This is a genomic window from Luteibacter sp. (genome assembly GCF_009912395.1).
Taxonomy (GTDB): Bacteria; Pseudomonadota; Gammaproteobacteria; order Xanthomonadales; family Rhodanobacteraceae; genus Luteibacter.
In genome coordinates, this window is the sequence record NZ_WNDO01000002.1 from 176374 (window position 1) to 198171 (window position 21798).

The 21798-nt window shown below is 66.1% G+C and carries 16 protein-coding genes and 1 riboswitch; of the genes, 6 read left to right on the forward strand and 10 right to left on the reverse strand.

All coding sequences use genetic code 11. The features are described 5' to 3' along the window. Positions 1 to 6: 6 nt before the first annotated feature. The 9 genes from GAK28_RS03290 to GAK28_RS03330 all read right to left on the reverse strand — a co-directional run bounded on the left by GAK28_RS03290 (position 7) and on the right by GAK28_RS03330 (position 12756). Positions 7 to 1584: a hypothetical protein gene (locus GAK28_RS03290; RefSeq protein WP_291775072.1), complete on the reverse strand. Its 1578-nt coding sequence runs from the start codon at positions 1582 to 1584 to the stop codon at positions 7 to 9. Next, the gene (gene tssH / locus GAK28_RS03295) at positions 1574 to 4264 is read right to left on the reverse strand and encodes a type VI secretion system ATPase TssH (RefSeq protein ID WP_291775075.1); all 2691 of its coding nucleotides are present in this window, start codon (positions 4262 to 4264) and stop codon (positions 1574 to 1576) included. Before tssH ends, GAK28_RS03290 begins: the two co-directional genes overlap by 11 nt. Before the next feature lie 48 nt (positions 4265 to 4312). After that, positions 4313 to 5302, reverse strand: coding sequence for a type VI secretion system baseplate subunit TssG (tssG, locus tag GAK28_RS03300; protein ID WP_291775078.1), 990 nt, complete (start codon positions 5300 to 5302; stop codon positions 4313 to 4315). Further along, entirely contained in the window at positions 5299 to 7182 is a 1884-nt protein-coding gene (gene tssF, locus GAK28_RS03305) for a type VI secretion system baseplate subunit TssF (RefSeq protein ID WP_291775082.1), read from the reverse strand. Before tssF ends, tssG begins: the two co-directional genes overlap by 4 nt. 4 nt (positions 7183 to 7186) lie before the next feature. Then, positions 7187 to 7690, reverse strand: a complete 504-nt coding sequence (tssE, locus tag GAK28_RS03310) for a type VI secretion system baseplate subunit TssE (RefSeq protein ID WP_291775085.1) — start codon at positions 7688 to 7690, stop codon at positions 7187 to 7189. Between the two features lie 83 nt (positions 7691 to 7773). Next, positions 7774 to 8274: a type VI secretion system tube protein Hcp gene (locus GAK28_RS03315; protein ID WP_291775088.1), complete on the reverse strand. Its 501-nt coding sequence runs from the start codon at positions 8272 to 8274 to the stop codon at positions 7774 to 7776. 77 nt (positions 8275 to 8351) lie between these two features. Beyond that, positions 8352 to 9848: a type VI secretion system contractile sheath large subunit gene (gene tssC / locus GAK28_RS03320; RefSeq protein ID WP_291775091.1), complete on the reverse strand. Its 1497-nt coding sequence runs from the start codon at positions 9846 to 9848 to the stop codon at positions 8352 to 8354. A gap of 4 nt (positions 9849 to 9852) precedes the next feature. Continuing rightward, positions 9853 to 10368, reverse strand: a complete 516-nt coding sequence (tssB, locus tag GAK28_RS03325) for a type VI secretion system contractile sheath small subunit (protein ID WP_291775094.1) — start codon at positions 10366 to 10368, stop codon at positions 9853 to 9855. A 768-nt stretch (positions 10369 to 11136) separates the two neighbouring features. Then, positions 11137 to 12756: an MASE1 domain-containing protein gene (locus tag GAK28_RS03330; protein WP_291775097.1), complete on the reverse strand. Its 1620-nt coding sequence runs from the start codon at positions 12754 to 12756 to the stop codon at positions 11137 to 11139. A gap of 86 nt (positions 12757 to 12842) precedes the next feature. On the opposite strand from GAK28_RS03330, the gene GAK28_RS03335 reads away from it, so the two are divergent. Continuing rightward, positions 12843 to 13472, forward strand: coding sequence for a response regulator transcription factor (locus GAK28_RS03335; RefSeq protein ID WP_291775099.1), 630 nt, complete (start codon positions 12843 to 12845; stop codon positions 13470 to 13472). A gap of 85 nt (positions 13473 to 13557) precedes the next feature. Here GAK28_RS03335 and recN read toward each other — a convergent pair whose 3' ends face one another. Beyond that, the gene (gene recN / locus GAK28_RS03340; protein ID WP_291775101.1) at positions 13558 to 15228 is read right to left on the reverse strand and encodes a DNA repair protein RecN; all 1671 of its coding nucleotides are present in this window, start codon (positions 15226 to 15228) and stop codon (positions 13558 to 13560) included. A 137-nt stretch (positions 15229 to 15365) separates the two neighbouring features. On the opposite strand from recN, the gene hrcA reads away from it, so the two are divergent. The 5 genes from hrcA (at position 15366) to dapB (ending at position 21432) form a co-directional block, all read left to right on the forward strand. After that, on the forward strand, positions 15366 to 16424 hold the full coding sequence (gene hrcA / locus GAK28_RS03345; RefSeq protein WP_291775102.1) for a heat-inducible transcriptional repressor HrcA: 1059 nt from the start codon (positions 15366 to 15368) through the stop codon (positions 16422 to 16424). A gap of 86 nt (positions 16425 to 16510) precedes the next feature. Beyond that, a complete protein-coding gene (gene grpE, locus GAK28_RS03350) occupies positions 16511 to 17044 on the forward strand; it encodes a nucleotide exchange factor GrpE (protein ID WP_291775103.1) in 534 nt (177 codons plus the stop codon). A gap of 132 nt (positions 17045 to 17176) precedes the next feature. After that, positions 17177 to 19102 (forward strand): molecular chaperone DnaK, encoded by a 1926-nt coding sequence (dnaK, locus tag GAK28_RS03355; protein ID WP_291775104.1) that lies wholly within the window; start codon positions 17177 to 17179, stop codon positions 19100 to 19102. 124 nt (positions 19103 to 19226) lie between these two features. Next, positions 19227 to 20360, forward strand: coding sequence for a molecular chaperone DnaJ (gene dnaJ, locus GAK28_RS03360; protein ID WP_291775105.1), 1134 nt, complete (start codon positions 19227 to 19229; stop codon positions 20358 to 20360). 277 nt (positions 20361 to 20637) lie between these two features. Continuing rightward, positions 20638 to 21432 carry a 4-hydroxy-tetrahydrodipicolinate reductase gene (gene dapB, locus GAK28_RS03365; RefSeq protein WP_291775107.1) on the forward strand — a complete coding sequence of 265 codons (795 nt, stop codon included), beginning with the start codon at positions 20638 to 20640 and terminating at the stop codon, positions 21430 to 21432. Positions 21433 to 21640: 208 nt separating this feature from the next. Then, positions 21641 to 21792: riboswitch (yybP-ykoY riboswitch) on the forward strand. Positions 21793 to 21798: the final 6 nt, after the last annotated feature.

A 21798-nucleotide genomic window follows, 5' to 3' on the forward strand; every position in this document is an offset into this window, starting at 1 on the left:
TGTAGGTCAGCCGATGAAACCCTTGACCGATCCCAGCACCCTTTTCTGGAAGAAACCCTCCCGCTCGGGGTGGGGATGGACGGGATTGAGCAGCCCCTTGGTCAGCGGATCGTCGCTGTCGAACTTGTAGCCCACCTCGCTGAGGTACTTTTCGCCCCATATCTGAAGCTCGTCCACGTACCGCACGCCCGCGTCGAATTCGCTTTGCGTCACGACCTGGTTGGATGCGGTGTACATCTTCAGGAACCGCATCTTGTCGCCGCAGATCCGGCTGTTCAGCGCCAGCACGGAAAGCACGGGAGTGCCCAGGGCATAGCTGCGATACCACGCGTTGAAGGCCATGGGGCGCGTGTGCAGGGCGGATGGCTGTTCACGCAACGCGTACTGCAACCGCGCCTCGGCGAAGAACTGACCCATGCGGCGGATGTCGTAGATCTTCCAGGTGGTGCTGACCAAGGCCTCCACCACGGAAAAGACCAGGCTGGATACGGGGCTGGCCGCGCCGGCGGTCACGCCTTCCACGGTCAGCTTCGCGCCGCCCTTGAGTGTCTTGTACAAGCCCGCACAGACGCTGATATCCATCGCCCGGCGGATTTCGTTGACGATGGTGCTCGGATGGCCAGATAGGATGTTGACGTGCCTGCCGTGGGCGAACTCGATGTAGCGCGCGGTGCCTGCGCTCACGGCATCGATCAATCCCCCGAGGGTCGCCAGGCCACCACCGATGAAGGGCATGGCGTCGGCGAGGTATTTTCCACCGAGATAGTCGCAGACCTGACGCAGCCCGACAGGCGAGTACTCCCACAGTTTTTCACCTAGCCAGGATTGTTCCGGCGCGGTGCGCGGGTTCGGATTTGGGATGGGGTCGGAAGCCTTCGGCGTGAGGTCGATCGATCGAGCGATCTCCTTGGCGGCGCGTTGCAGGCTGTCGCTGATCTGTTGTTGAGCGGCCAGGTTCGCGCCGCTGGCACGTGGCGCACCCGTCTGCAGTTGGTCCGAGGTGACCACCCGGCGCGTCTCCTTGCGGATTCGCAACCATTTGTCGACACGTTCGCTTTGGCCGGCGATCTGGTCTTTCAGCGCGCCGAACGCCTTGTTCGCATACGACAGGTTCTTGTCTTCGACCTTGCTTTCCGCGAAATCGAGCGACGCGCCGGTCAGGTCGAGGATGCCGCTGGTGATGATGCTGAAGTGGCCGGTGTCGCAGCGCAAATTCGCGAACAGGTAAAGCATGCCAAGCCGCGCGTTGGTCATGCCCTCGGACATGAAGTCCGGCAGGCCATAGGTGGCGTCGGAGTCGCCGGTACCCTTGAGGTCGGCTTCGAGGCGGTTGAATCCATCGGCCTTCATGTTGCGGCTCGACGCGCGCCAGGCGTCGCCGTCGCCCTTGCTGTCCTTCCACTGCTCGAAACCGCGCCGCAGGAAGGTGAGGTTGTTGGGCGACGGTACGCGGATGTAGGTATCGACGAGGATATCCAGCGCCTTCAGGTTCGCGCTGCGTACCTGCATGGTACGGGAGGTATCGCGCAACCATTGGTCGTAGCTGAAGGACAGGCGAGGCAGCATGAGACGATCAGCCGGCACGACGCATCTCCTCGTCAAGGGACGGCATGTCGAAGGTGTAGTGGAAGCCGCTGTCGCCTCGATGGGCCCTGACGGCGCCCACCGGCGTGCCGTCGATCAGCCTGCGGAGCAGTTCGTGGCTGATGTCGGGGAGCATGGTGTTGGTCAGGATCGCGTCGATCATGCGCCCGCCGGACTCGCTCTCGGTGCAACGCTCGACGACCAGCGACACCACGGCATCGTCGTATTCGAACGGCACCTGGTAGCGTGCTTCGATGCGTCGGGCGATTCGATCGAGCTGGAGGCGGACGATGTTGCCCAGTACGTCCTTGCCCAGCGGGTAATAGGGCACGGTGACCAACCTGCCGAGCAGGGCGGCGGGGAAGACCTGGAGCAGGGCGGGACGCAGGGCGGTCGCCAGCGTTTTCTCGTCGGGCATTCGTGCGGGGTCGGCGCATAGCCGTTCGATCTGTGCTGTGCCGGCATTGGTGGTCAGCAGGATGAGCGTGTTGCGGAAGTCGATCCGCCGCCCTTCGCCGTCCTCCATCGTGCCCTTGTCGAACACCTGGAAGAAGATCTCGTGCACGTCCGGATGGGCTTTCTCGACCTCGTCCAGCAGCAGCACCGAATAGGGTTTGCGCCTGACCGCCTCGGTCAATACACCGCCTTGTCCGTAACCCACGTATCCCGGCGGCGCGCCCTTGAGCGTGGACACGGTGTGGGCTTCCTGGAACTCGCTCATGTTGATGGTGATGAGGTTGTGCTCGCCGCCGTATAGCGTTTCGGCGAGCGCGAGCGCGGTCTCGGTCTTGCCTACGCCGGAGGTGCCGGCGAGCAGGAAGACGCCGATCGGCTTGCCGGGGTTGTCCAGGCCGGCACGGGCGGTCTGGATGCGGCGGGCGATGGTGGCCATCGCATGGTCCTGGCCGACGACACGGCGCCCCATGAGGTCGGCGAGGTTCATCACCGTCTCCAGTTCGCTGCGAACCATGCGGCCGAGCGGCACGCCGGTCCAGTCGGCGACAATCGAGGCGACGGCCTGGTGGTCGACACCGGGCAGGATCAGCGGCGTTTCGCCCTGGCGTTCCGCCAGCTCAGCCTGCAGCACGGCGAGTTGCTTGCGGGTGGCCTCCGCTTCCGTCGAGGGACTGTCCGCATCCCGAAGCGTGGCCCGCAGCTCGAGGATGCGGTCCACCAGCGTCCGTTCCGCCGCCCAGTCCCGCTCGAGTGCTTCCTTGCGCTCGCGCTGGTCGCGCAGCGCCTCGTCAACACGTGCCAGCCGTACGGTGACATCGATGCCCACGGCTGCTTCGCGATCAATGATGCGGCGCTCGGTTTCTAGCGCCTCGATGCGCTTGCGCGCGTCGTCCACGGGCGGCGGTACCGCGTGCTGGCTGACGGCGACGCGGGCACACGCGGTGTCGAGCACACTGATCGCCTTGTCGGGCAACTGGCGGGCGGGAATGTAGCGGCGCGACAGGCGGACGGCCGCTTCGAGCGCTTCGTCCAGCACCTGTACCCGATGATGGTGTTCCATCGCGCTCACCAGGCCGCGCATCATCAGGATGCTGCGTTCCTCCGAGGGTTCGTCGACCTGCACGGTCTGGAAGCGCCGCGTGAGCGCGGGATCCTTCTCGATATGCTGCTTGTACTCGGCCCAGGTGGTGGCGCCAATGGTCCGCAGGTTGCCGCGTGCGAGCGCCGGCTTGAGCAGGTTCGCGGCATCGCCCGTGCCGGCCGCGCCACCGGCGCCCACGAGCGTGTGCGCCTCGTCGATGAACAGCACGATGGGCAGGGGCGAAGACTGCACTTCGTCGATGACCTGGCGAAGGCGATTCTCGAATTCGCCCTTCATGCTTGCACCTGCCTGGAGCAGGCCGACATCCAGCGTGCGCAATTGCACGTCGGCGAGCGCGGGCGGCACATCGCCCGCGGCGATCCGCAGCGCGAAGCCTTCGACGACGGCGGTCTTGCCCACGCCGGCTTCGCCCACGAGCATGGGGTTGTTCTGTCGCCGCCGCATGAGGATGTCCACGACCTGGCGGATCTCGTTGTCGCGACCGACGATCGGATCGAGCTTGCCTTCGCGTGCCTGCGCGGTGAGATCGACGGTGAAGCGGGCGAGCGCCTGCGACTTGCCCGTCGATTCCGGTGGCAGCGCCGCACTGGACTCGCCAGGAGAGGCGGCGTCCATGCGGAAGCCGTCGGTAGCGGATAGTCCATCTTCGGGAGAGCCACCGACGATCTGCGCGAAGCCGTCACTCAGGGCATCCACGCCAATGCGTTCGAACTGGGCGGACACCGCGACCAGCGTCCGCTGGAGGTGGCGAGTGCGGAGCATGCCCACGAGCACATGGCCCGTGCGCACCTGCGTTTCGCCGAACATCAGGGTGGCATGCACCCAGCCTCTCTCGACCGAATCCTCAAGATCGCCGGACAGGTCGGTGATGGCGCTCGCGCCACGCGGCAGGCGCTCCAGCATGTCCGTGACATCGGCGGCAAGGCGTGATGGATCGAGCTGGAAATGCCGAACCACGCGATGCAGGTCGGAGTCCTGCAACTGGAGCAGCTGGTGGATCCAGTGGACCAGCTCGACGTAGGGATTACCCCGTAGCTTGCAGAACACGGTGGCGCTTTCGATGCCTCGATACGCCAGCGCGTTGAGCTTTCCGAACAGGGCGGTGCGTCCTATCTGTGCCATGCGATCTGGGTCTCCTGCGGGAACCGTGAAAGGGAGGAAGGGGGCATGTCAGCGCACCGTCCGCAGCACGACCTGGTCTGCGTCGCGCGGCTCGCGGTAGCGGCCGATCCACGAGGAAAGGCCCAGGCGTCCTGTCCGGCCCATGTGGGTCAGCGGCACGTCGTCGCGCTTGAGGACAAGCTGGACGTCCCACACCTTCTCGTCGCCGACGTAGGTACGGATCGCGGCGGTGAGCTGGGCGAGGGATTCGCCACCGGGAAGGAAGCGGTCGAAGCGGGCGCGGTCCATGGGCCCCAGGCGGATGCGGAAGCGATGCTGTGCGCCGCGCACGCAGGTGCCGATGACGGTCGTTCGGCCGAGCGACGCCATGCCGACGCCCATCGCGACGCGATCGTCGTCGGGGAGCGGCATCCATTCGCCGACGAACTCCTCCACCTCGGCGGCGATGCCGAAAAGCCCTTGGATGAATCCGCGAAGACCTTCGGCATTGCGCGCCTGGTGGATCAGGCGACCGGCGAAGTGCCGGCGATAGTTGTCCGGCAGGGCATCGCGATCCGTCAGGTGCGGGGTGCCGATGCCGATCAGCGCGCCGACGTAGCCCGCGAAACGGTCGTCCGCCGGCCGGTCCATGTGCACCGTGGGCTGCGACTCCGCCCAGGCGCGGTAGAGCAGGCTCAGCATGCGGTGATGGAATACATCCGCGAAGGCGGCCAGCGTGTCGTCCTTGGCGTGTCGCTGCCGTTCGAGGGTGTACTCGGTCAGGTGCAGTGGCAAGGGGGCCTGCGGGCCGAAGAGCCCCAGTACGAAACCTTGCAGGCGAGGCAGACGCACGCCATCGCCCGGTTCGAAGCGGTCGATGGCGCGGGGTGGGAACGCGAGGGTGGGCGTATGGCCCAGGCGCACGGGATCTTCCGCCGCGCGGGTCGAGCGCGAGAGGCGAGGTAACGTGTCGTGCGCGCATTCCAGGCGTCGCAGTGCGTCGAAGAAATCGAAGTCCTCCGGTCGCTCGTGGAGCGCGTCGTGCAAGCGGGCGTTCACAGCACGCTCCGTTTGCCCGGAACGGCGGCCCAGCGCGCCACCTCATTGCGTTCGAGCGTGCGCAGCACGGTCTCGGTGAATGAGTTGAGGGAGACGTAACGTGCGAGGAAGTGCTGCATGACCGACGCGAACAGGAAGCTTCCCGTGCCTTCGAATGCCGCGTCCTCGCAGGTGAGCGTGATTTCCAGGCCCCGCCCGTAGGTGATGGGGCCAGGCAGCGGCAGTCGCCTGACGATCTGCCGGGAGACGACCTGGCGCAGGCCTTCCACCTGTCGCCTGGCGATCGCGTCGAAGGGATCGTGGTACATGCTCAGCATTTCGCGCAGCGCCGCGGCACCATCGCCGCCGTCCGCGTCGATCAGCGACAGGTAGTTCAGTTGCAGGTGGCTGACCAGCCGCCACGCGGTGGCGTCGCCGGCGATCGAAGCGCGCGGCCGCGTTGGCCCCGCGACGCAGCGTATCGAGGCGACGGGGGCGTCCGTGTGCAGCGTGAAATCGGTGCGCGACTTCCCCACGGGCATATGCAGCGGTAGATCGCGGTTGGTGCAAAGCAGGCGCATGCCCAGTTGCCGCAGCGTCGTGGCATAAGGCGCGTCGTTGCCGTCGACGAGGGAGATGAAGGTTTCGCTGCCCACGTAGCTGGAACGCGCACCTTCCTTCTTCTGTCGGGACGAGAGCAGCCTTGGCTCGCGACGGGTGGTGTAGAACGCCGCATGATCGTTGTGCCACGTCCTGGCGGTGCTTCCGTAGAAGGGCTCGAAGCGCTGCTCGGGTTCCTGCGCATCGCCGAATCCTTCCACCTCGCCGACGCTGTGGATCTCGAAATCCATGGGGCGTGTGCGATCGCTGAGCACGTGGTACTCGCTGAGCCCGGGTCGCAGGTGGAGTCGATCCGCGCGACGCGGGAACAGGTTGATCGCCGGCGTACAGAACAGGCGGAAGTGATCGGCGACGACCGAGCCACGCAGGCGGTCGATGGCGCGGTCGAGCCAGACGACGATCTCGAAACGCTGGCCCGGCACCCGGGCCAGGGCACGCCTGAGTCCATGGAAGGCGACGGATAGCAGTCGTTCGGGGCAGGCGAAGTATTCCTGGAGCAGGCGGTATCCGCTGAAGGCCCGTCCGTTCACGGGAAGCAGGGCCTGCGACTCCTCAAAGCCCAGGGGGTGGATATGCGAGGCATCCAGCGCGATATCGATGCGCTCGTCGCCCTCCCTTGCACAGACGGAATAGCCCAGGGCGTTGCCCAGCAGTTGTTCGTAGAGCATGCGCGGCAGGCCATCCGGCCCCGCAAGAAACAGGGGGAGCTGGTCCAGCGCGAGCGCGCTGGCCTGCACGCCGCCGGTGGTCGCGAACCCCAGGCGGATGGCGGCGCGGACGGGACGATCGCCAGGCGGTGTCAGCCCGGCGGCGGACAGCGCGGCGGGGCTTTCGAAGTAGCGCGCCTCGGTGAGCCGCAGCGGCCATAGTTCGACATCGTGTGCCGTCCGGTACTCGCAGGCCGTCCGGTCGCCGAAGCCAATCAGGCTGTGCAGCGCGGTGTCGCGACTGACGCGATGTCCCTCCGGGGGGAGGCTCTGGTCGTCGTCGGGCCGCATTTCGACGACGGCCATCGACGGTACGGGCGCGAGGAACTGGGGATACAGCATGTCCAGCAGGTGTTGGGTGAATGCCGGATGCTGGGCATCGATCTTCAATTGCACGCGCGCGGCGAGGAAGGCGAAGCCCTCGAGCAGGCGCTCGACGTAAGGATCGGCGCATTCGAGGCCATCCATGCCGAGGCGGCCGGCGATCTTCGGATAGTCGCGCGCGAACTCGCCGCCCATCTCGCGGATGTGCTGAAGCTCGCGGTTGTAGTAACGCAGCAGGCTGGGGTCCATGGGATCAGCCCGTGCCCGGGTCGATACGGAACTCGCCGGTATCCAGGTCGAGTTCGGTCTTCAGGTAGAGGTTCAGCGGCATGGGCTGGGCCCACATCTGCGACTGGATGCGGAAGGTGAGCGAGCGGTCGTCCATGCGATCCGTATCGACACCGACATGGACATGGAGCGTTCCGCCGGTAAGTCGTGGCTCGAACCGAAGGATCGCTTCGCGGATGCGCCGTTCCAGTTCGTCGGGGTCGATCCCGCCGAGCGCGGTGCCCGCGAGATCGGGGATGCCGTAATTGAGAACCGAGCCGTGCACGTGTTCGTACGGCATGAGGCTGTCGTCCGACCAGTGTCGCGTGCAGTTCAACAACCAGGAGATGTCGCGCGTGACGCATTCGCGCAAGCGCGCCGCGGTGATGATCCGCTGCTCCCGACTCTCGCTGCTTTCCCATGGGGCGTCATCGGTAAGCCTGTCGAGCAGCGAGGGTTGGAGGCGCTCCCGGGTGGTCAGTTCCGCCATGAAGGACTTCTCCTGGGACGATATCGGGCAGGGGAGGTGTCACTGGCGCCGCCGATGGGCCGGGGCGCCAGCCGCGGGATGGCTTATCCCTTGTTGACCTTCTGCATGTCGAAGGTGAAGTCCTTCGAACCCTGCTTGTGGCCCTTGTCGTCCTGGGGCTGGAACGAGTACTTGAACTTGCCGAAGTGCAGGGTGATGTTCTCGGTCAACCGATCGTCGCCGCCGCTGCCGCCCGTGGCGACCGAGGTCACCATGACGCCCTCGCTCATCTCGATGCTGAGGAAGTCGGTCTGCTCGCCGGTGGCGTTGGTCACGTAGAGGATGGCGCTTTCCGCGCGGGCGCCGGTGCAGCAGGCCTGGAGCAGGGCGTTGGAAACGTTGTCGACGTACTTGGTGACGAGGATGTCGTGCACGTTGGCCTTGCCGCCCGCGGCGTAGCCCGCGCCCGTGTGCAGGTTGCCGGTGTTGGTCGCACCCCACGACCACGCGATGATGGGAACTTCGTTCTTGTGCTTGGAGTGGTTCGAGGCGCCTTCGATCGAGACGTCGCCACCGACGAACTTGATATGCATGTCATAAGCCATGGATCGATCTCCTGGGTTTCAATAGGGCGTGAGCGCCCGGGCCCCGGCGGGCCGGGGCTGTTGGGTGGTGTGCGTGATCAGGCCGTCGTGGAGGCGACGGGCAGGCGGGAAACCAGCCGGAGCGACACGGTGAGGCCTTCGAGCTGGTAGTGCGGCTTGAGGTAGAACTTGGAGGTGTAGTACCCCGGGTTCTCCTCGACTTCTTCCACCACGACCTTGGCGGCGGCCAGGGGCTTGCGTGCCTTGGTCTCTTCGCTGGAATTGGCGGGGTCGCCGTCCACGTAGTTGACGATCCAGTTGCTCAGCCAGCCTTCCATGTCCTCGCGGGTGCTGAACGAACCGATCTTGTCGCGGACGATGCACTTCAGGTAATGCGCGAAGCGGGAGCAGGCGAACATGTACGGCAGTCGCGCCGACAGCTGGGAGTTGGCGCTGGCACCCGGGTCGTCGTATTCCTCGGGCTTGGCCACGGATTGCGCGCCGATGAAGGCGGCCATGTCCGAGTTCTTGCGGTGGACCACGGGCATCAGGCCCATCTTGTCCAGTTCGGCCGAACGGCGGTCGGTGATGGCGATCTCGGTGGGACACTTCATGTCCACGCCGCCGTCGTCGCTCGGGAAGGTATGCGTGGGCAGGTTCTCCACCGCACCGCCGGATTCGACGCCACGGATTCGCGTGCACCAGCCGTAGTGCTTGAACGAGCGGTTGATGTTCACCGCCATCGCATAGGCGGCGTTCTGCCAGGTGTACTTCGACGAGTCGGCACCGTCGGTGTCCTCCTCGAAATCGAACTCTTCCACGGGATCGGTCTTGGCACCGTAGGGCAGGCGGGCCAGCGTGCGCGGCATCGTCAGCGCGAGGTACTTGGCGTCGTCGTCTTCGCGCAGCGAACGCCAGCCGGCGTAGTCGGGCGTGGTGAAGATCTTCGCCAGGTCGCGCGGGTTGGCCAGTTCGCTCCAGCTGTCCATGCCCAGGATGTTCGCGTTGGCGGCGGCGATGAACGGCGCGTGCGAGGCGGCGGCGATCTTCGAGATGCTGCGCAACAAGTCCACGTCCTGCGGGCCATGGTCGAAGTAATAGTCGCCGATCAGGCAGCCGTAGGGCTCGCCACCCAACTGGCCGTATTCCTCTTCGTAGATCTTCTTGAACACCGGGCTCTGGTCCCAGGCGGTGCCCTTGAAGCGCTTGAGGTTCTTGGCTAGCTCCTTCTTCGAGAGGTTCATCACGCGGATCTTGAGCAGCGTGTCGGTCTCGGTGTTGGTCACCAGGTAGCTCAGGCCGCGCCAGGATCCTTCCAGGGCCTGGAAGTCCGGGTGATGCATGATCTGGTTGATCTGCTCGCTCAGCTTGCGGTCGATCTCGGCGACATAGGCGGCGATGGTCTGGTTGACGTCGTCGGAGACGATGGTCGAGTTGGCCAGCACCTGTTCGGCCAGGGTGCGTACGGCGGATTCGACTTCCTCCTTGGCCCGGATGCTCTTGGGCTTGAACTCCTTGCTCAGCAGCGCGGCGAAGTCGTTCGATTCGGCGGTCTCGGCAACGGGGGCCTGGACGGCGGCTTGCTTGGTGGCCATCGGGTTACTCCTGGGCGCCGGCGGCGTCGGGTTTGGGGGCGGAGACAAGGGCGGCGAGCAGCGCCGGGTCGCGGATCGCCTGGGCGATCAGTTTTTCCGCGCTGGCCTTGCCATCCAGGTAGGTGCCGAGGTTGGCCAACTGGGTGCGTGCCTGGAGCAGTTGGGCCACCGCGTCGACCTTGCTCGCGACAGCGGCGGGCGTGAAGTCGTCGAGGTTCTCGAAGGTGATGTCGATTTCAAGGCTCCCTTCGCCGGTCAGCGTGTTGGGAACCGAGTACGCGACCCGGGGCTTCATCGCCTGCAGGCGGCTATCGAAGTTATCGACGTCGATCTCCAGCGCCTTGCGCTGCTCGACGGGGGGAAGCTCGTCGGCGTTGGCACCGGACAGGTCGGACAGGACGCCCATCACGAAAGGGATCTGCACTTTCTTCTGCGCGCCATACAACTCGACGTCGTACTCGATCTGCACGCGTGGAGCCCGGTTCCGTGCAATGAACTTCTGACTGCTCTGCTTCGACATCTGTGGTCTCCGATCAAAGGTGACTTGCCGCATGGAGGAACTCCTCGATGGGCGCGCATGGCCCTTTGCCGCCTTCGGGCATGACTCTCCCGTCACCCGCGTCGGCGTGGGTGTGGGTTCAGGCGGTCAAGGAAGGTACGCGCGATGTTTCGACGCGCTGCCCCCGTGCAGGTCTTCGAACGAAGCGATGGTCCCGTTGCCGTTCGTCAACCTGGCGATGGCGCGAAAAGAGGCTAGCAGCGCAATTCCGGGCGATTCGGCAAATGTTACGAATTGGAACGTTCCAAAGTCGGAGCGGACGGAGGAGCCCCCGAGTCGGACGATCTTCACGAATCCTTGATGGATCCGCTGAAGGGGGTAATTGCATAAGTGCTGACGGATCAGGCAGATGACGCGAAATGCGATGCCGTTCCTTGTCGGGAGACCACGAGAAGGGCGACACGCGCGTGCGGTAGTTCAGAGGGCTCGGGAGGCGCGGGCGTCATCGCTTCGCGTTGGGTCGATGCCACACCGGGGAGCAGGGCGCGAGGATTTTCGATCGCCCATAAAAAAACGCCGCCGGTGGACTCCTGTCCACCAGCGGCTTGTCCGGTGAGTCCATGACACGTGAAATGCGAGTTGCTCGCTCCTTTCACGTTTACGTCACGTCCCTCCGGTGAGGTGACTACCCTGTCACCTCATCAGGTCGATCGTCCCCACGATCGACCCGGGCTCGCCGTCTCTCGACGGCGGCTCCCCCACATCGATGAAAGAATCGTAACGAAGCGTTCACTGTCCGGGTATTGGAAAATTTCCTATGTGGGTTCCGATACTTGTGCTGCGAAGCAACACGCGTAGGTGAAGTCCTACGGGCTCTGGGCGGATCCGGAAGAGGCCGCCGAGCGCCGTGACACGGTCGCTCATGCCCTGCAGCCCGCGTCCGCCACCGTCGGTCCGGACCGGCCGGGGCGTTGACGGTAAGCCTGCGCCGTCATCACGTATGTCAAGGACGGCAACGGGACCGCTGTCCCGGAGGCCGATCCTGAGGCGAAGGCGAAGTTCGCGGGCCCCGGAATGACGGACCACGTTCGTCGCGCTCTCCTGGACGATGCGGTAGAGGGCCGTCAGGGTGTCTTCGTCGAGCAGTCGCGGCTCGCCCCGCAGGTCGGTGATGTAGCTGATGCCGGCGGCCGCGAGCATGTCGCGGATGGGGCCTTCGTCCAGGGCGCGGAGCAGGCCGAATTCGTCGAGTACCGAGGGGCGCAGGCTGTCCAGCATTTTGTGCAGGGCCCGTCGCATGTGGCCGAGGATGCCGTTGATGGAGCGGCCGATGTCGTCCAGGCCGGCGTCTCCCAAGCGGTTCTGGGCGAGCTTCAGGTGGGTCTGGATGGCGGTGAGGTTCTGGCCCAACTCGTCGTGCAGCTCGGAGGCCATGTGCCGGCGCAGGTTTTCCTCCGCCTGCAGGTTGCCTCGGGCCGCGTCCCGAAGCTGGCGGGCGAGCTGGTCGAGGCGCTGGTTGGCGGCGGCGAGATGGGTGTTCTGCTGGGCGACCCGCTCGCTGCTGCGCCGCAGGGCATCGGTGGCCGCGCCGAGCATGAGCGTGCCGGTGCCGGCCACGGCGAGGAACAGGTGGGCGGCGGCCGTGGGCGCGCCACGGCCGATCATGTCCTCGGTGACGTTAAGGCCCACGCTGGTGATGAGCATCGCCAGGCCGGCGCCACGCCAGCCATGGCGGAAGGCGAAGAACAGCACGGGCGCCAGGGAGAGCACGCGGGCGAACTGCGGCTGGGGCGAGTACTCGGCCAGGGTGATGAGGATGGCCAGGGAGGGCAGCATTACCAACAAGCCATCGAGCAGCAGCTCGGCCATGGCCGCCTGGGTGGGACGCTCGCGGAACACCAGCACGAGCACCGGCACCACCAGCAGCACGCCGAGATAATTGCCCAGCAGGTCGCTGCCGAACGTGGTGCCGAGCATCTCGACCGGGGCGGCGGGATGCATGGTTGCCATCATGGCGGCATTGCCCACCGTGGCGACGGTGGCGGTGACCATGGCCGACAAGAGCAGGCGGGCGACGTCTTCCGGTGTGCTTAGGCTGGCGTGCAGATGGGCCCGGCGCAGCAGCCAGAGACAGGCGGCGACCATGAGCGGTTCGGGTACGTCACCCAGGACGAAGCCCGCGCCGGTGATGGGTAGTCCGCTTCGCCATTCGCAGTAGCCGCTCGCCGCGACCTCCGCCATCAGGATCCACAACCAGTTGCGGGTGGGTGCCAGCAGCAATGCGCCGAAGCGAAGACCGAAGGGGATGACCCAGAAGGGTTGCTCGGTAGGCCAGACAAGGATCCACGCCAGGGCGTAGCCGATGGCGGAGAGCGGGCCGGCGAAACGATAGAGCGCGTGTAGTCGCATGGACGAATGTTACACGTCGGCTGGCCGTGTCCGTCCTCTGGCGAAAGTCGCGCGCATGTGTGGGCGTTGCCTGCTACATTCTGCGAATGCCAAGAATCGTCCTCGTAGATGACCACGCCATCGTCCGTGAAGGCTTCAAGCGCCTCATCGAGCTGGAACCCGACCTGGATGTCGTCGCCGAAGCCCGCAATGCCGATGAGGCGGTAGACGCCGTCACCCAACACCGTCCCGATCTCGTGGCGGTCGATCTTTCCCTGCCCGATGGCAGCGGCCTGCCGCTGATCGAGCACCTGGGCAGCATCTCCCCGGACATGCGCATCGTGGTGCTGAGCATGCACGACGGCGAGCCCTATGTGTCCGAGGCCCTGCGTCGTGGCGCGCGCGGTTACGTCACGAAAGGGGTGGCGCCGGAGGAACTGGTCGAGGCAGTTCGCGCGGTGCTGTCCGGTGAGCAGTATCTCAGCTCGGACCTTCGCGAACGCCGCCTGGCCCGGCCGTCGGCCGACCTCGACCCCATGAGCAAGCTGACCGCCCGCGAGCGCGAGGTGTTCCTGTTGCTGGCGGCCGGTCGTGCGCCCAAGCAGGTGGCCGCCGAGCTGGGGATCGGACAGAAGACGATCTACATCCACCGTGCTGCGGTGATGAACAAGCTCAACGCGGGGTCGGAACTGGATCTCTACCGCATGGCGCAAGAGCGCGGCCTCATCCGCTCTTGATGGTGTAGGAGCGCGCTTGCGCGCGATGTCTGCCGTACCGCGAGCACCCATCGCGCGCAAGCGCGCTCCTACATGTCGGGCGCGGTTAGCTTTGGGCGCGGTCCAGCATCTTCTTCGCGTGCGCGCGGGTTTCCTTCGTGATTTCCACGCCACCGAGCATGCGCGAGATTTCCTCGCGGCGACCGGCGGCGTCGAGCGCCTGGATGCGGGTGCGGGTGGCTTCGCCGTCGCTGGCCTTGGAGACCTGCAAGTGCGCATGACCCTGGGCCGCCACCTGGGGCAGGTGGGTGACGCAAAGCACCTGTACGCGCTCGCCGAGGGCGCGCAGCTTCTGGCCCACCACTTCGGCCACGGCGCCGCCGATGCCGGTGTCCACTTCGTCGAAGATCATGCAGCCGATGTTGTCGTTGCCCAGGGTGGCGACTTCGATGGCGAGGCTGATGCGTGCCAGTTCGCCACCGGAGGCAACCTTGCGTAGCGGGCGCGGCGGCTGGCCGGGGTTGGCGCTGACCAGCAGCTCGCAACGCTCGCGACCCTGCGGATCGGGATCGTCGCCCTCGACCGGCTCCAGCGAGACTTCCAGTCGTCCGCCGGACATGCCCAGCTCGCCCATCAGGGCGGCGACGGTGCTGCCCAGCCGCTTGGCGGCATCGACGCGAGCGGCCGAGAGCAGCTTCGCGGCGTCGTTCCAGGCCGTGTGCAGGCGGTCGCGCTCGCGACCCAGCCGCTCCAGCGCGTCGCCGGCACCTTCGAGCTCAGCCAGCCGTTCGCGGACGTCGTCCGCCTTGGCGACGAGATCCTCGATGGGCAGGCGATAGCGGCGCGAGAGGTCGTGCAGATGGGTGAGGTGGGTGTCGACCTCGGAAAGGCGTTCGGGGTCCAGTTCCACGTCCTGCGCGTAGCGGCTCAGGCCGTCCACGGCTTCGCCCACCTGGATCTGGGCGCTGTCCAGCAGTTCCAGCGTGGGGGCGAGCGTGGCGTCCAGTTCCGCCAGGCGGGAGAGTTCGGCGTGGGCCCGCAGCAGGGCGCGACCGATGGCGAATTCGCTTTCGCCGTCGAGCAGCTCGACCACGCCATTGGCGCCTTCGGCGAGGCGGCCCGCGTTGGCAAGGCGGCGATGCAGGGCTTCGAGTTCCTCGAGCGCGGCGGGCGCGAGCGCCCAGCGGTCGAGGTCTTCCAGCTCGTGGCGGAGGAGGTCGATCTGTTGTTCGCGATCGTCGCCACCCGACAGCGTGCGGATGCGGGCGACCGCGTCGCGCCACGCCTTGGCGGTGTCGCGCACGGCGGCCAGGCGCTCGTCATTGCCAGCGTAGGCGTCGAGCAGTGTCATCTGGTGCTGGCGGGAGAGCAGGGCCTGGTGTTCGTGCTGGCCGTGGATCTCGACGATGAGCGCGGCCAGTGCCGACATCTGCGCCAGGCTGGCCGGGCGGCCGTTGATCCACCCGCGGGTGCCGCCTTCGGCGCGGATCACGCGGCGAAGCTGGCAGGTGTCGCCATCGTCGAGTTCCTCCTGGCGCAACCAGTCGGCCGCCTCGGGCAGGCCGCCCAGGTCGAATTCGGCGGCGAGTTCGGCGCGATCGCTGCCGGCACGGACCATGCCGCTGTCGGCGCGGGCGCCTGCGAGGAGCATCAGCGCGTCCACGAGCAACGACTTGCCGGCGCCGGTCTCGCCGCTGACCACGGTGAGGCCGGGTCCGAAGGCGATCTCGGCTTCTTCGACGACGGCGAACTGACGGACGTAGAGCGAGGTGAGCATGGGCACCGGAGGGCGGCGAAAGGAATCGCGGCGATTGTAGCCGGAGGCGTGTCGCAGAAGCCGAGACTTGCAAGCTGGGCGCACAGACCTTATTGATAGCGCCTTCGCACCGATGAACTTCCGGCCCACCCACGCGCATGAATCCGTTCCATGGACACGACATCGATGCCCGCGCGCGCCGGCTGCTACGGACCCTGATATCCCAGTATCTGTCGGACGGCGAGCCCGTGGGCTCGCGGACCCTGGCGAAGTCGTCCGGGCTGGAAGTGAGTCCGGCCACCATCCGCAACATCATGGCCGACCTCGAAGAAGCCGGCCTGGTGGCCTCGCCGCATACCTCGGCCGGGCGGGTGCCCACGCCGCGCGGCCTGCGGCTGTTCGTGGACAGCCTGCTCGAACTCAAGCCGCTGCCGCGCGACGAGATGGCGCGCCTGCAGGGCGGCCTGCCGCCGCACCAGACGACCACGCGCGACCTGCTCGGCAACGTGTCCAACCTGCTTTCGGCGATGACCCACTTCGCGGGCGTGGTCACGGTGCCGCGACAGGGTGACTTTCCCTTGCGTCACATCGACTTCGTGAACCTGCCGGATGCCCGGGTGCTGGTCATCCTGGTGTTCTCGGACAACCAGGTGCAGAACCGCGTGGTCCAGCTGGCCCGTCCGCTGGAGAGCGGCGAGCTGGAGCAGGCCGCCAGCTACCTCAATGCCCAGTTCGCCGGTTTCCGCCTCGCCGATATCCGCGCCCACCTGGCGGCGGAGCTGCGCGAGGCCGGTGGCGAGCTGAACCGCACGCTGTCCGGCGTGGTGGAGCTGGCCACGGCTTCGTTCGGCGACCAGGACGCCGACGACGTGTTGGTCAGTGGCCAGACCAACCTGATGGGTTATTCCGAGCTGGCCGACATCGATCGGCTTCGCGACCTCTTCGACGCCTTCCAGCAGAAGCGCGACCTGCTTCAGCTCATGGAAATGTGCGTCAAAGCCCCGGGCGTACGCCTGTTCATCGGCGAGGAGTCCGGTTTCTCGGCCCTCGACGGGTGCAGCATCGTCACCGCCACCTACGGCACGAAGGGCCGCATGCTGGGCGCGATCGGAGTTATTGGACCGACGCGTATGGCATATGAGCGGGTCATTCCGGTGGTGCAGGCCACTGCCGGACTGCTCAGCGACGCCTTGAATCGCGCCGCGGCGACCTCATAAACCGCCCCGGGAGGCGGGTTTACTATTTCCCGCGAATGTTCGGCCCCTCCGTGGGATGGGCCGGTTAGCTGACATTTGGAGACATCATGCAGAACAACGATCCCCATGTGCCGGATCCGGCGCAGGAAAGCGGCGCCGACTACGGCGTGAACGCGGACCTCGACGCACTGACCGCCAAGCTGGCGGCCCTCGAATCCGACCTGTCCCAGGCGCGCGAGACGGTATTGCGCGAGCGGGCGGAGATCGAAAACCAGCGTCGTCGCCTCCAGCGCGATCTGGACCAGGCTCGCCGCTTCGCCAACGAGAAGCTGCTTGGCGAGCTGCTGCCGGTCTACGACGGCCTGGCCCTGGGCCTGTCGAACGAGAGCGCGGATGCGAAGACCCTGCGCGAAGGCCTCGAGCTGACGCTGAAGCAGCTGGAAAAGGTGACCCAGGCCAACGGCCTGACCCTGGTCGATCCGCTGCACCAGCCGTTCAACCCGGAACACCATCAGGCGATCAGCTCGGTCGAGTCGAACGAGCATGCGCCGAACACCGTCGTGGCCGTGGTCCAGAAGGGCTTCGTGCTGAACGATCGTCTGCTGCGTCCGGCGCTCGTCGCCGTGGTGCGCGACAACTGAACGAAAGCCCGCCGCATGTGCTTCATCGGCATGCGACGGGATCTCACAAGGCATTGAATCGTTGGGGCGCAGCCCCACTTTCATCACAGCAGCGGCCGCGGGGGCCGCATTGAATTTCGGAGCAACTTCATCATGGCCAAGATCATCGGCATCGACCTCGGTACCACCAACAGCTGCGTTGCAGTGATGGAAGGTACGACCGCGCGCGTCATCGAGAACGCCGAGGGCGATCGCACCACGCCGTCCATCGTCGCGTTCACCAAGGACAACGAAGTCCTGGTCGGCGCGCCGGCCAAGCGTCAGAGCGTCACCAACCCCAAGAACACCTTCTACGCGGTGAAGCGCCTCATCGGCCGCAAGTTCACCGACGCCGAAGTGCAGAAGGACCTCAAGCTCGTTCCTTACGGCATCGTCGCCCACGATAACGGCGACGCCTGGGTGCAGACCGCCGACGGCAAGAAGATGGCCCCGCAGGAGATCTCCTCGAAGGTCCTGATGAAGATGAAGAAGACCGCCGAGGACTTCCTCGGTGAGTCGGTGACCGAAGCGGTCATCACCGTCCCGGCCTACTTCAACGACAGCCAGCGCCAGGCGACCAAGGACGCCGGCAAGATCGCCGGCCTCGACGTCAAGCGCATCATCAACGAGCCGACGGCCGCCGCGCTGGCCTATGGCCTCGACAAGACCTCCACGGCCGATCGCAAAATCGCCGTGTACGATCTCGGCGGCGGCACCTTCGACGTGTCGATCATCGAGATCGCCAACGTCGACGGCGAGAAGCAGTTCGAAGTGCTGGCCACCAACGGCAACACCTTCCTGGGCGGCGAAGACTTCGACAACCGCGTCATCGACTACCTCGTGGAAGAGTTCAAGAAGGAGCAGGGCATCGACCTGCGCCAGGATCAGCTCGCCCTGCAGCGCCTGAAGGACGCCGCCGAGCGCGCGAAGATCGAACTCTCGTCGGCGCACCAGACCGACGTGAACCTGCCGTACGTCACCGCCGACGCCTCGGGCCCGAAGCACCTGAACATCAAGCTGACCCGCGCCAAGCTGGAGTCGCTGGTGGAAGACCTGGTCAAGGGCACCATCGAGCCGTGCCGCACCGCGCTCAACGACGCCGGCCTGCGCGTGTCGGACATCCACGAGGTGATCCTCGTCGGTGGCCAGACCCGCATGCCCAAGGTGCAGGAAGCGGTGAAGGACTTCTTCGGCAAGGAAGCGCGCAAGGACGTCAACCCGGACGAGGCCGTCGCCGTCGGCGCCGCCATCCAGGGTGGCGTGCTGGGCGGTTCGGTGAAGGACGTGCTGCTGCTCGACGTGACCCCGCTGTCGCTCGGTATCGAGACGATGGGTGGCGTGATGACCAAGCTCATCGAGAAGAACACCACGGTGCCGACCAAGGCCTCGCAGACCTTCTCCACCGCCGACGACAACCAGACGGCCGTGACCGTGCACGTGCTCCAGGGTGAGCGCGAGCGCGCCAACGCCAACAAGTCGCTGGGCAAGTTCGACCTCTCGGGTATCCGTTCCGCGCCGCGCGGCACGCCGCAGATCGAAGTGACCTTCGACATCGACGCCAACGGCATCCTGCACGTGTCGGCGAAGGACAAGGACACCGGCAAGGAACAGAAGATCGAGATCAAGGCCGGCTCGGGCCTCTCGGACGAAGAGATCCAGCGCATGGTCGCGGACGCGGAAGCGAACCGCGAGGAAGACAAGAAGTTCCACGAACTGGTGCAGGTCCGCAACAAGGCCGACCAGCTCGTCCACGCGACCCGCAGCCAGCTCAAGGAGCACGGCGGCAAGATCCCGGCCGAGCAGCTGGCCACGATCGACGGCGCGGTGTCCGACCTTGAGAAGGTGAAGGACAGCGACGACAAGATGGCCATCGAGTCGAAGATCGCCAACCTCGAGCAGGTCGCCCAGTCGCTCTACGCGGCGGCCCAGAACGGCGGCGCGTCGGACACGGCCCAGCAGTCGGCCCCGGGTGGCGGTTCCGCCCAGCCGGACGACGTGGTCGATGCCGAGTTCACCGAAGTCAAGGACGAAAAGAAGTAATTCGTCCTCGAAGGGTAGGGCGGCGCCGGTGGATGCCGGCGCCGTCACCAACGGTCAATCGGTTCGGACGCGCCGTGGCGAAAGCTGACGGCGCGTTTGTCCGTCCAGGGAAAGCAAGCGTGACATGAGCACCAAGCGCGACTACTACGAAATTCTCGGTGTGGAACGCACCGTTACCGAGGGTGACCTCAAGACCACTTTTCGTCGCGTCGCGATGAAGTACCACCCCGACCGCAATCCGGACGATCCGGCGGCGATCGATAAATTCAAGGAAGCCAAGGAGGCCTACGACGTACTCTCCGACGCGCAGAAGCGCGCAGCGTACGATCAGTACGGCCATGCCGCCTTCGAAGGCGGTGGCTTCGGTCGTGGCGGTGGCGCCGGTGGTTTCGGCGACGTCGGCGACATCTTCGGCGACATCTTTGGCGATATTTTCGGTGGCGGCGGCGGACGTCAGCGTGCGCGTCGCGGCGCCGACCTGCGCTACATGATGGACCTGGATCTCGAGGAAGCCGTGTTCGGCGTCGAGAAGAAGATCCAGATTCCCACCCAGGTGAACTGCCACCACTGCAATGGTTCGGGCTCGGAAGACGGTAAGGTTTCCAAGTGCTCCACCTGCGCCGGCCATGGCCGCGTGCGCATGCAGAACGGCATCTTCTCCATCCAGCAGGCGTGCCCCACCTGCCATGGTTCGGGGCAGAAGATCGACAAGCCCTGCAAGAAGTGCCATGGCGAGGGTCGCATCGAGGAAGAGCGCACGCTGTCGGTGCGCATCCCGGCGGGCGTCGACAACGGCGACCGTATTCGCCTCACGGGGCAGGGTGAAGCCGGTCCGGCCGGTTCGCCGGCGGGCGATCTCTACGTGGAAGTGCGCGTGCGCGAGCATGCGATCTTCCAGCGGGACGGTTCCGACCTCTACTGCGAGATGCCCATCCGCTTCGCCCAGGCGGCGCTTGGCACGGACCTGATGGTGCCGACGCTGGAAGGCGAGGTCTCGGTGAACGTGCCGCCGGAGACACAGACCGGACACCAGTTCCGTCTGCGCGGTCGCGGCGTGAAGTCGGTGCGTGGCGGTCGCACGGGCGATCTCATCTGCACTGTGGTGGTGGAGACGCCGGTTCGCCTCACGAAGGAGCAGCGCGAACTGCTGCAGCAGCTGGAAGCGACCTTTGTCGGTGAAGAGGCCTCCAAGCACACGCCGCGCTCGAACAGCTTCATGGACGGCGTCAAGGACTTCTGGTCCCGCGTCACCTCCTAACTCCGTACCCGTGATCGCGCGCAAGCGCGCTCCTACACCGCCCGGCACCCCGGCTGTTGTTGTAGGAGCGCGCTTGCGCGCGACCGTTCCGGAGTCGTGAATTGGGCGCCGGTGGGGCGGCATCCCATCGAGCGCACGGTTTACGGTTCACGCTTTGCAGCATGGCGCGTTATGCCCTGCGACTCACCTCTCCGCCCATCGCGCGCAAGCGCGCTCCTACAAAAGCCTGTGCAGCGGCATTACGATAGCCGTCCGAATTGAAGTGAAGGCTTTCCCCATGACCCGCCCCATCCGTCTTGCCATCAGCGGCGCCTCCGGTCGCATGGGTCTCGCGCTGCTCAACCTGTTGCGCGAAGACGGACGTTTCGAACTGGTGCGGGCCATCGTTTCGACGAAATCCGTGCGCCTGGGCAAGGCGGTCTACGGTGACGTCTCGCCGTTGCGCTTCTCCGCCTGGAACGATGCGTCGGGCATCGACGTGGTGATCGACTTCAGTGGTCCCGAAGGTCTCGATCAGGCGCTCGATCACTGCGAGGCGAGCGGTGCGGCGCTGGTCACCGGTACCACCGGCCTTTCCGTCGAACAGGAAGCCCGCCTGACCCGCGCCGCCGAGCGCATCGCCGTACTGCGTGCGGCCAACTTCAGCCTTGGCGTGGCCGTGCTCACGCGCCTGCTGCGCGAAGCGGCCGCGGCGCTGCCGGGCTGGGACCTCGACATCGTCGAGGCCCACCACAGCCGCAAGGAGGACGCCCCTTCGGGCACCGCGCTGGCACTGGGTCATGCGGCCGCCGCCGGGCGTGGCGCCACGCTGGAGGAGCTGGCCGTCTATTCCCGCGAGGGGCGTCCTGGCGCCCGCAAGGCCGGCACCATCGGCTTCGCGGTCGTGCGCGGCGGTGACATCGTCGGCGAGCACCAGGCCTTGCTGATGGGGCAGGGCGAACGCGTCGAACTCGGTCACCGTGCCACCGATCGCTCGATCTTCGCCCGCGGCGCCCTCGAATCCGCCGCGTGGATCGCCGGCCGCGCCCCCGGCGCCTGGACCATCGAAGACGTGATCGCCGCCAAAGTGTAGGAGCGCGCCTTGCGCGCGACCGGTACGGAGGTAAGTGAGTCGGCCGCTATCGCGGCCTGTAGGAGCGCGCTTGCGCGCGATCCCGGGGCAAGTCGCGCCACCTACAGCGCGTCGCGACTTTCAGGCCGCGCCAGCGGCTGACTCACTCGCTCCGGCCCATCGCGCGCAAGCGCGCTCCTACAGACATTGAAATCGTGTTAGCATCCGCCGCGATGTCATTGGGGAGTAGCCATCCTCGTTCCCCCTGAGGAGTTCGCGTCAACAGACTTGGCGGCCTTGTGCCCCATGGCGCGAACGGTAGCGATGCACCTGCGGTGCGTCGCCGGCCCGGCGAGACCTTTGGCCATCGACATGCTCACCCGGCCG

Coding starts and splice junctions, on each gene's coding strand:
- GAK28_RS03330 (WP_291775097.1), bottom strand. CDS start 12,756: ATGCGACTACACGCGCTCTATCGTTTCGCCGGCCCGCTCTCCGCCATC.
- tssF (WP_291775082.1), bottom strand. CDS start 7,182: ATGGACCCCAGCCTGCTGCGTTACTACAACCGCGAGCTTCAGCACATC.
- tssE (WP_291775085.1), bottom strand. CDS start 7,690: ATGGCGGAACTGACCACCCGGGAGCGCCTCCAACCCTCGCTGCTCGAC.
- recN (WP_291775101.1), bottom strand. CDS start 15,228: ATGCTCACCTCGCTCTACGTCCGTCAGTTCGCCGTCGTCGAAGAAGCC.
- tssB (WP_291775094.1), bottom strand. CDS start 10,368: ATGTCGAAGCAGAGCAGTCAGAAGTTCATTGCACGGAACCGGGCTCCA.
- hrcA (WP_291775102.1), top strand. CDS start 15,366: ATGAATCCGTTCCATGGACACGACATCGATGCCCGCGCGCGCCGGCTG.
- dnaK (WP_291775104.1), top strand. CDS start 17,177: ATGGCCAAGATCATCGGCATCGACCTCGGTACCACCAACAGCTGCGTT.
- dapB (WP_291775107.1), top strand. CDS start 20,638: ATGACCCGCCCCATCCGTCTTGCCATCAGCGGCGCCTCCGGTCGCATG.
- tssH (WP_291775075.1), bottom strand. CDS start 4,264: ATGGCACAGATAGGACGCACCGCCCTGTTCGGAAAGCTCAACGCGCTG.
- GAK28_RS03315 (WP_291775088.1), bottom strand. CDS start 8,274: ATGGCTTATGACATGCATATCAAGTTCGTCGGTGGCGACGTCTCGATC.
- grpE (WP_291775103.1), top strand. CDS start 16,511: ATGCAGAACAACGATCCCCATGTGCCGGATCCGGCGCAGGAAAGCGGC.
- GAK28_RS03335 (WP_291775099.1), top strand. CDS start 12,843: ATGCCAAGAATCGTCCTCGTAGATGACCACGCCATCGTCCGTGAAGGC.
- tssC (WP_291775091.1), bottom strand. CDS start 9,848: ATGGCCACCAAGCAAGCCGCCGTCCAGGCCCCCGTTGCCGAGACCGCC.
- dnaJ (WP_291775105.1), top strand. CDS start 19,227: ATGAGCACCAAGCGCGACTACTACGAAATTCTCGGTGTGGAACGCACC.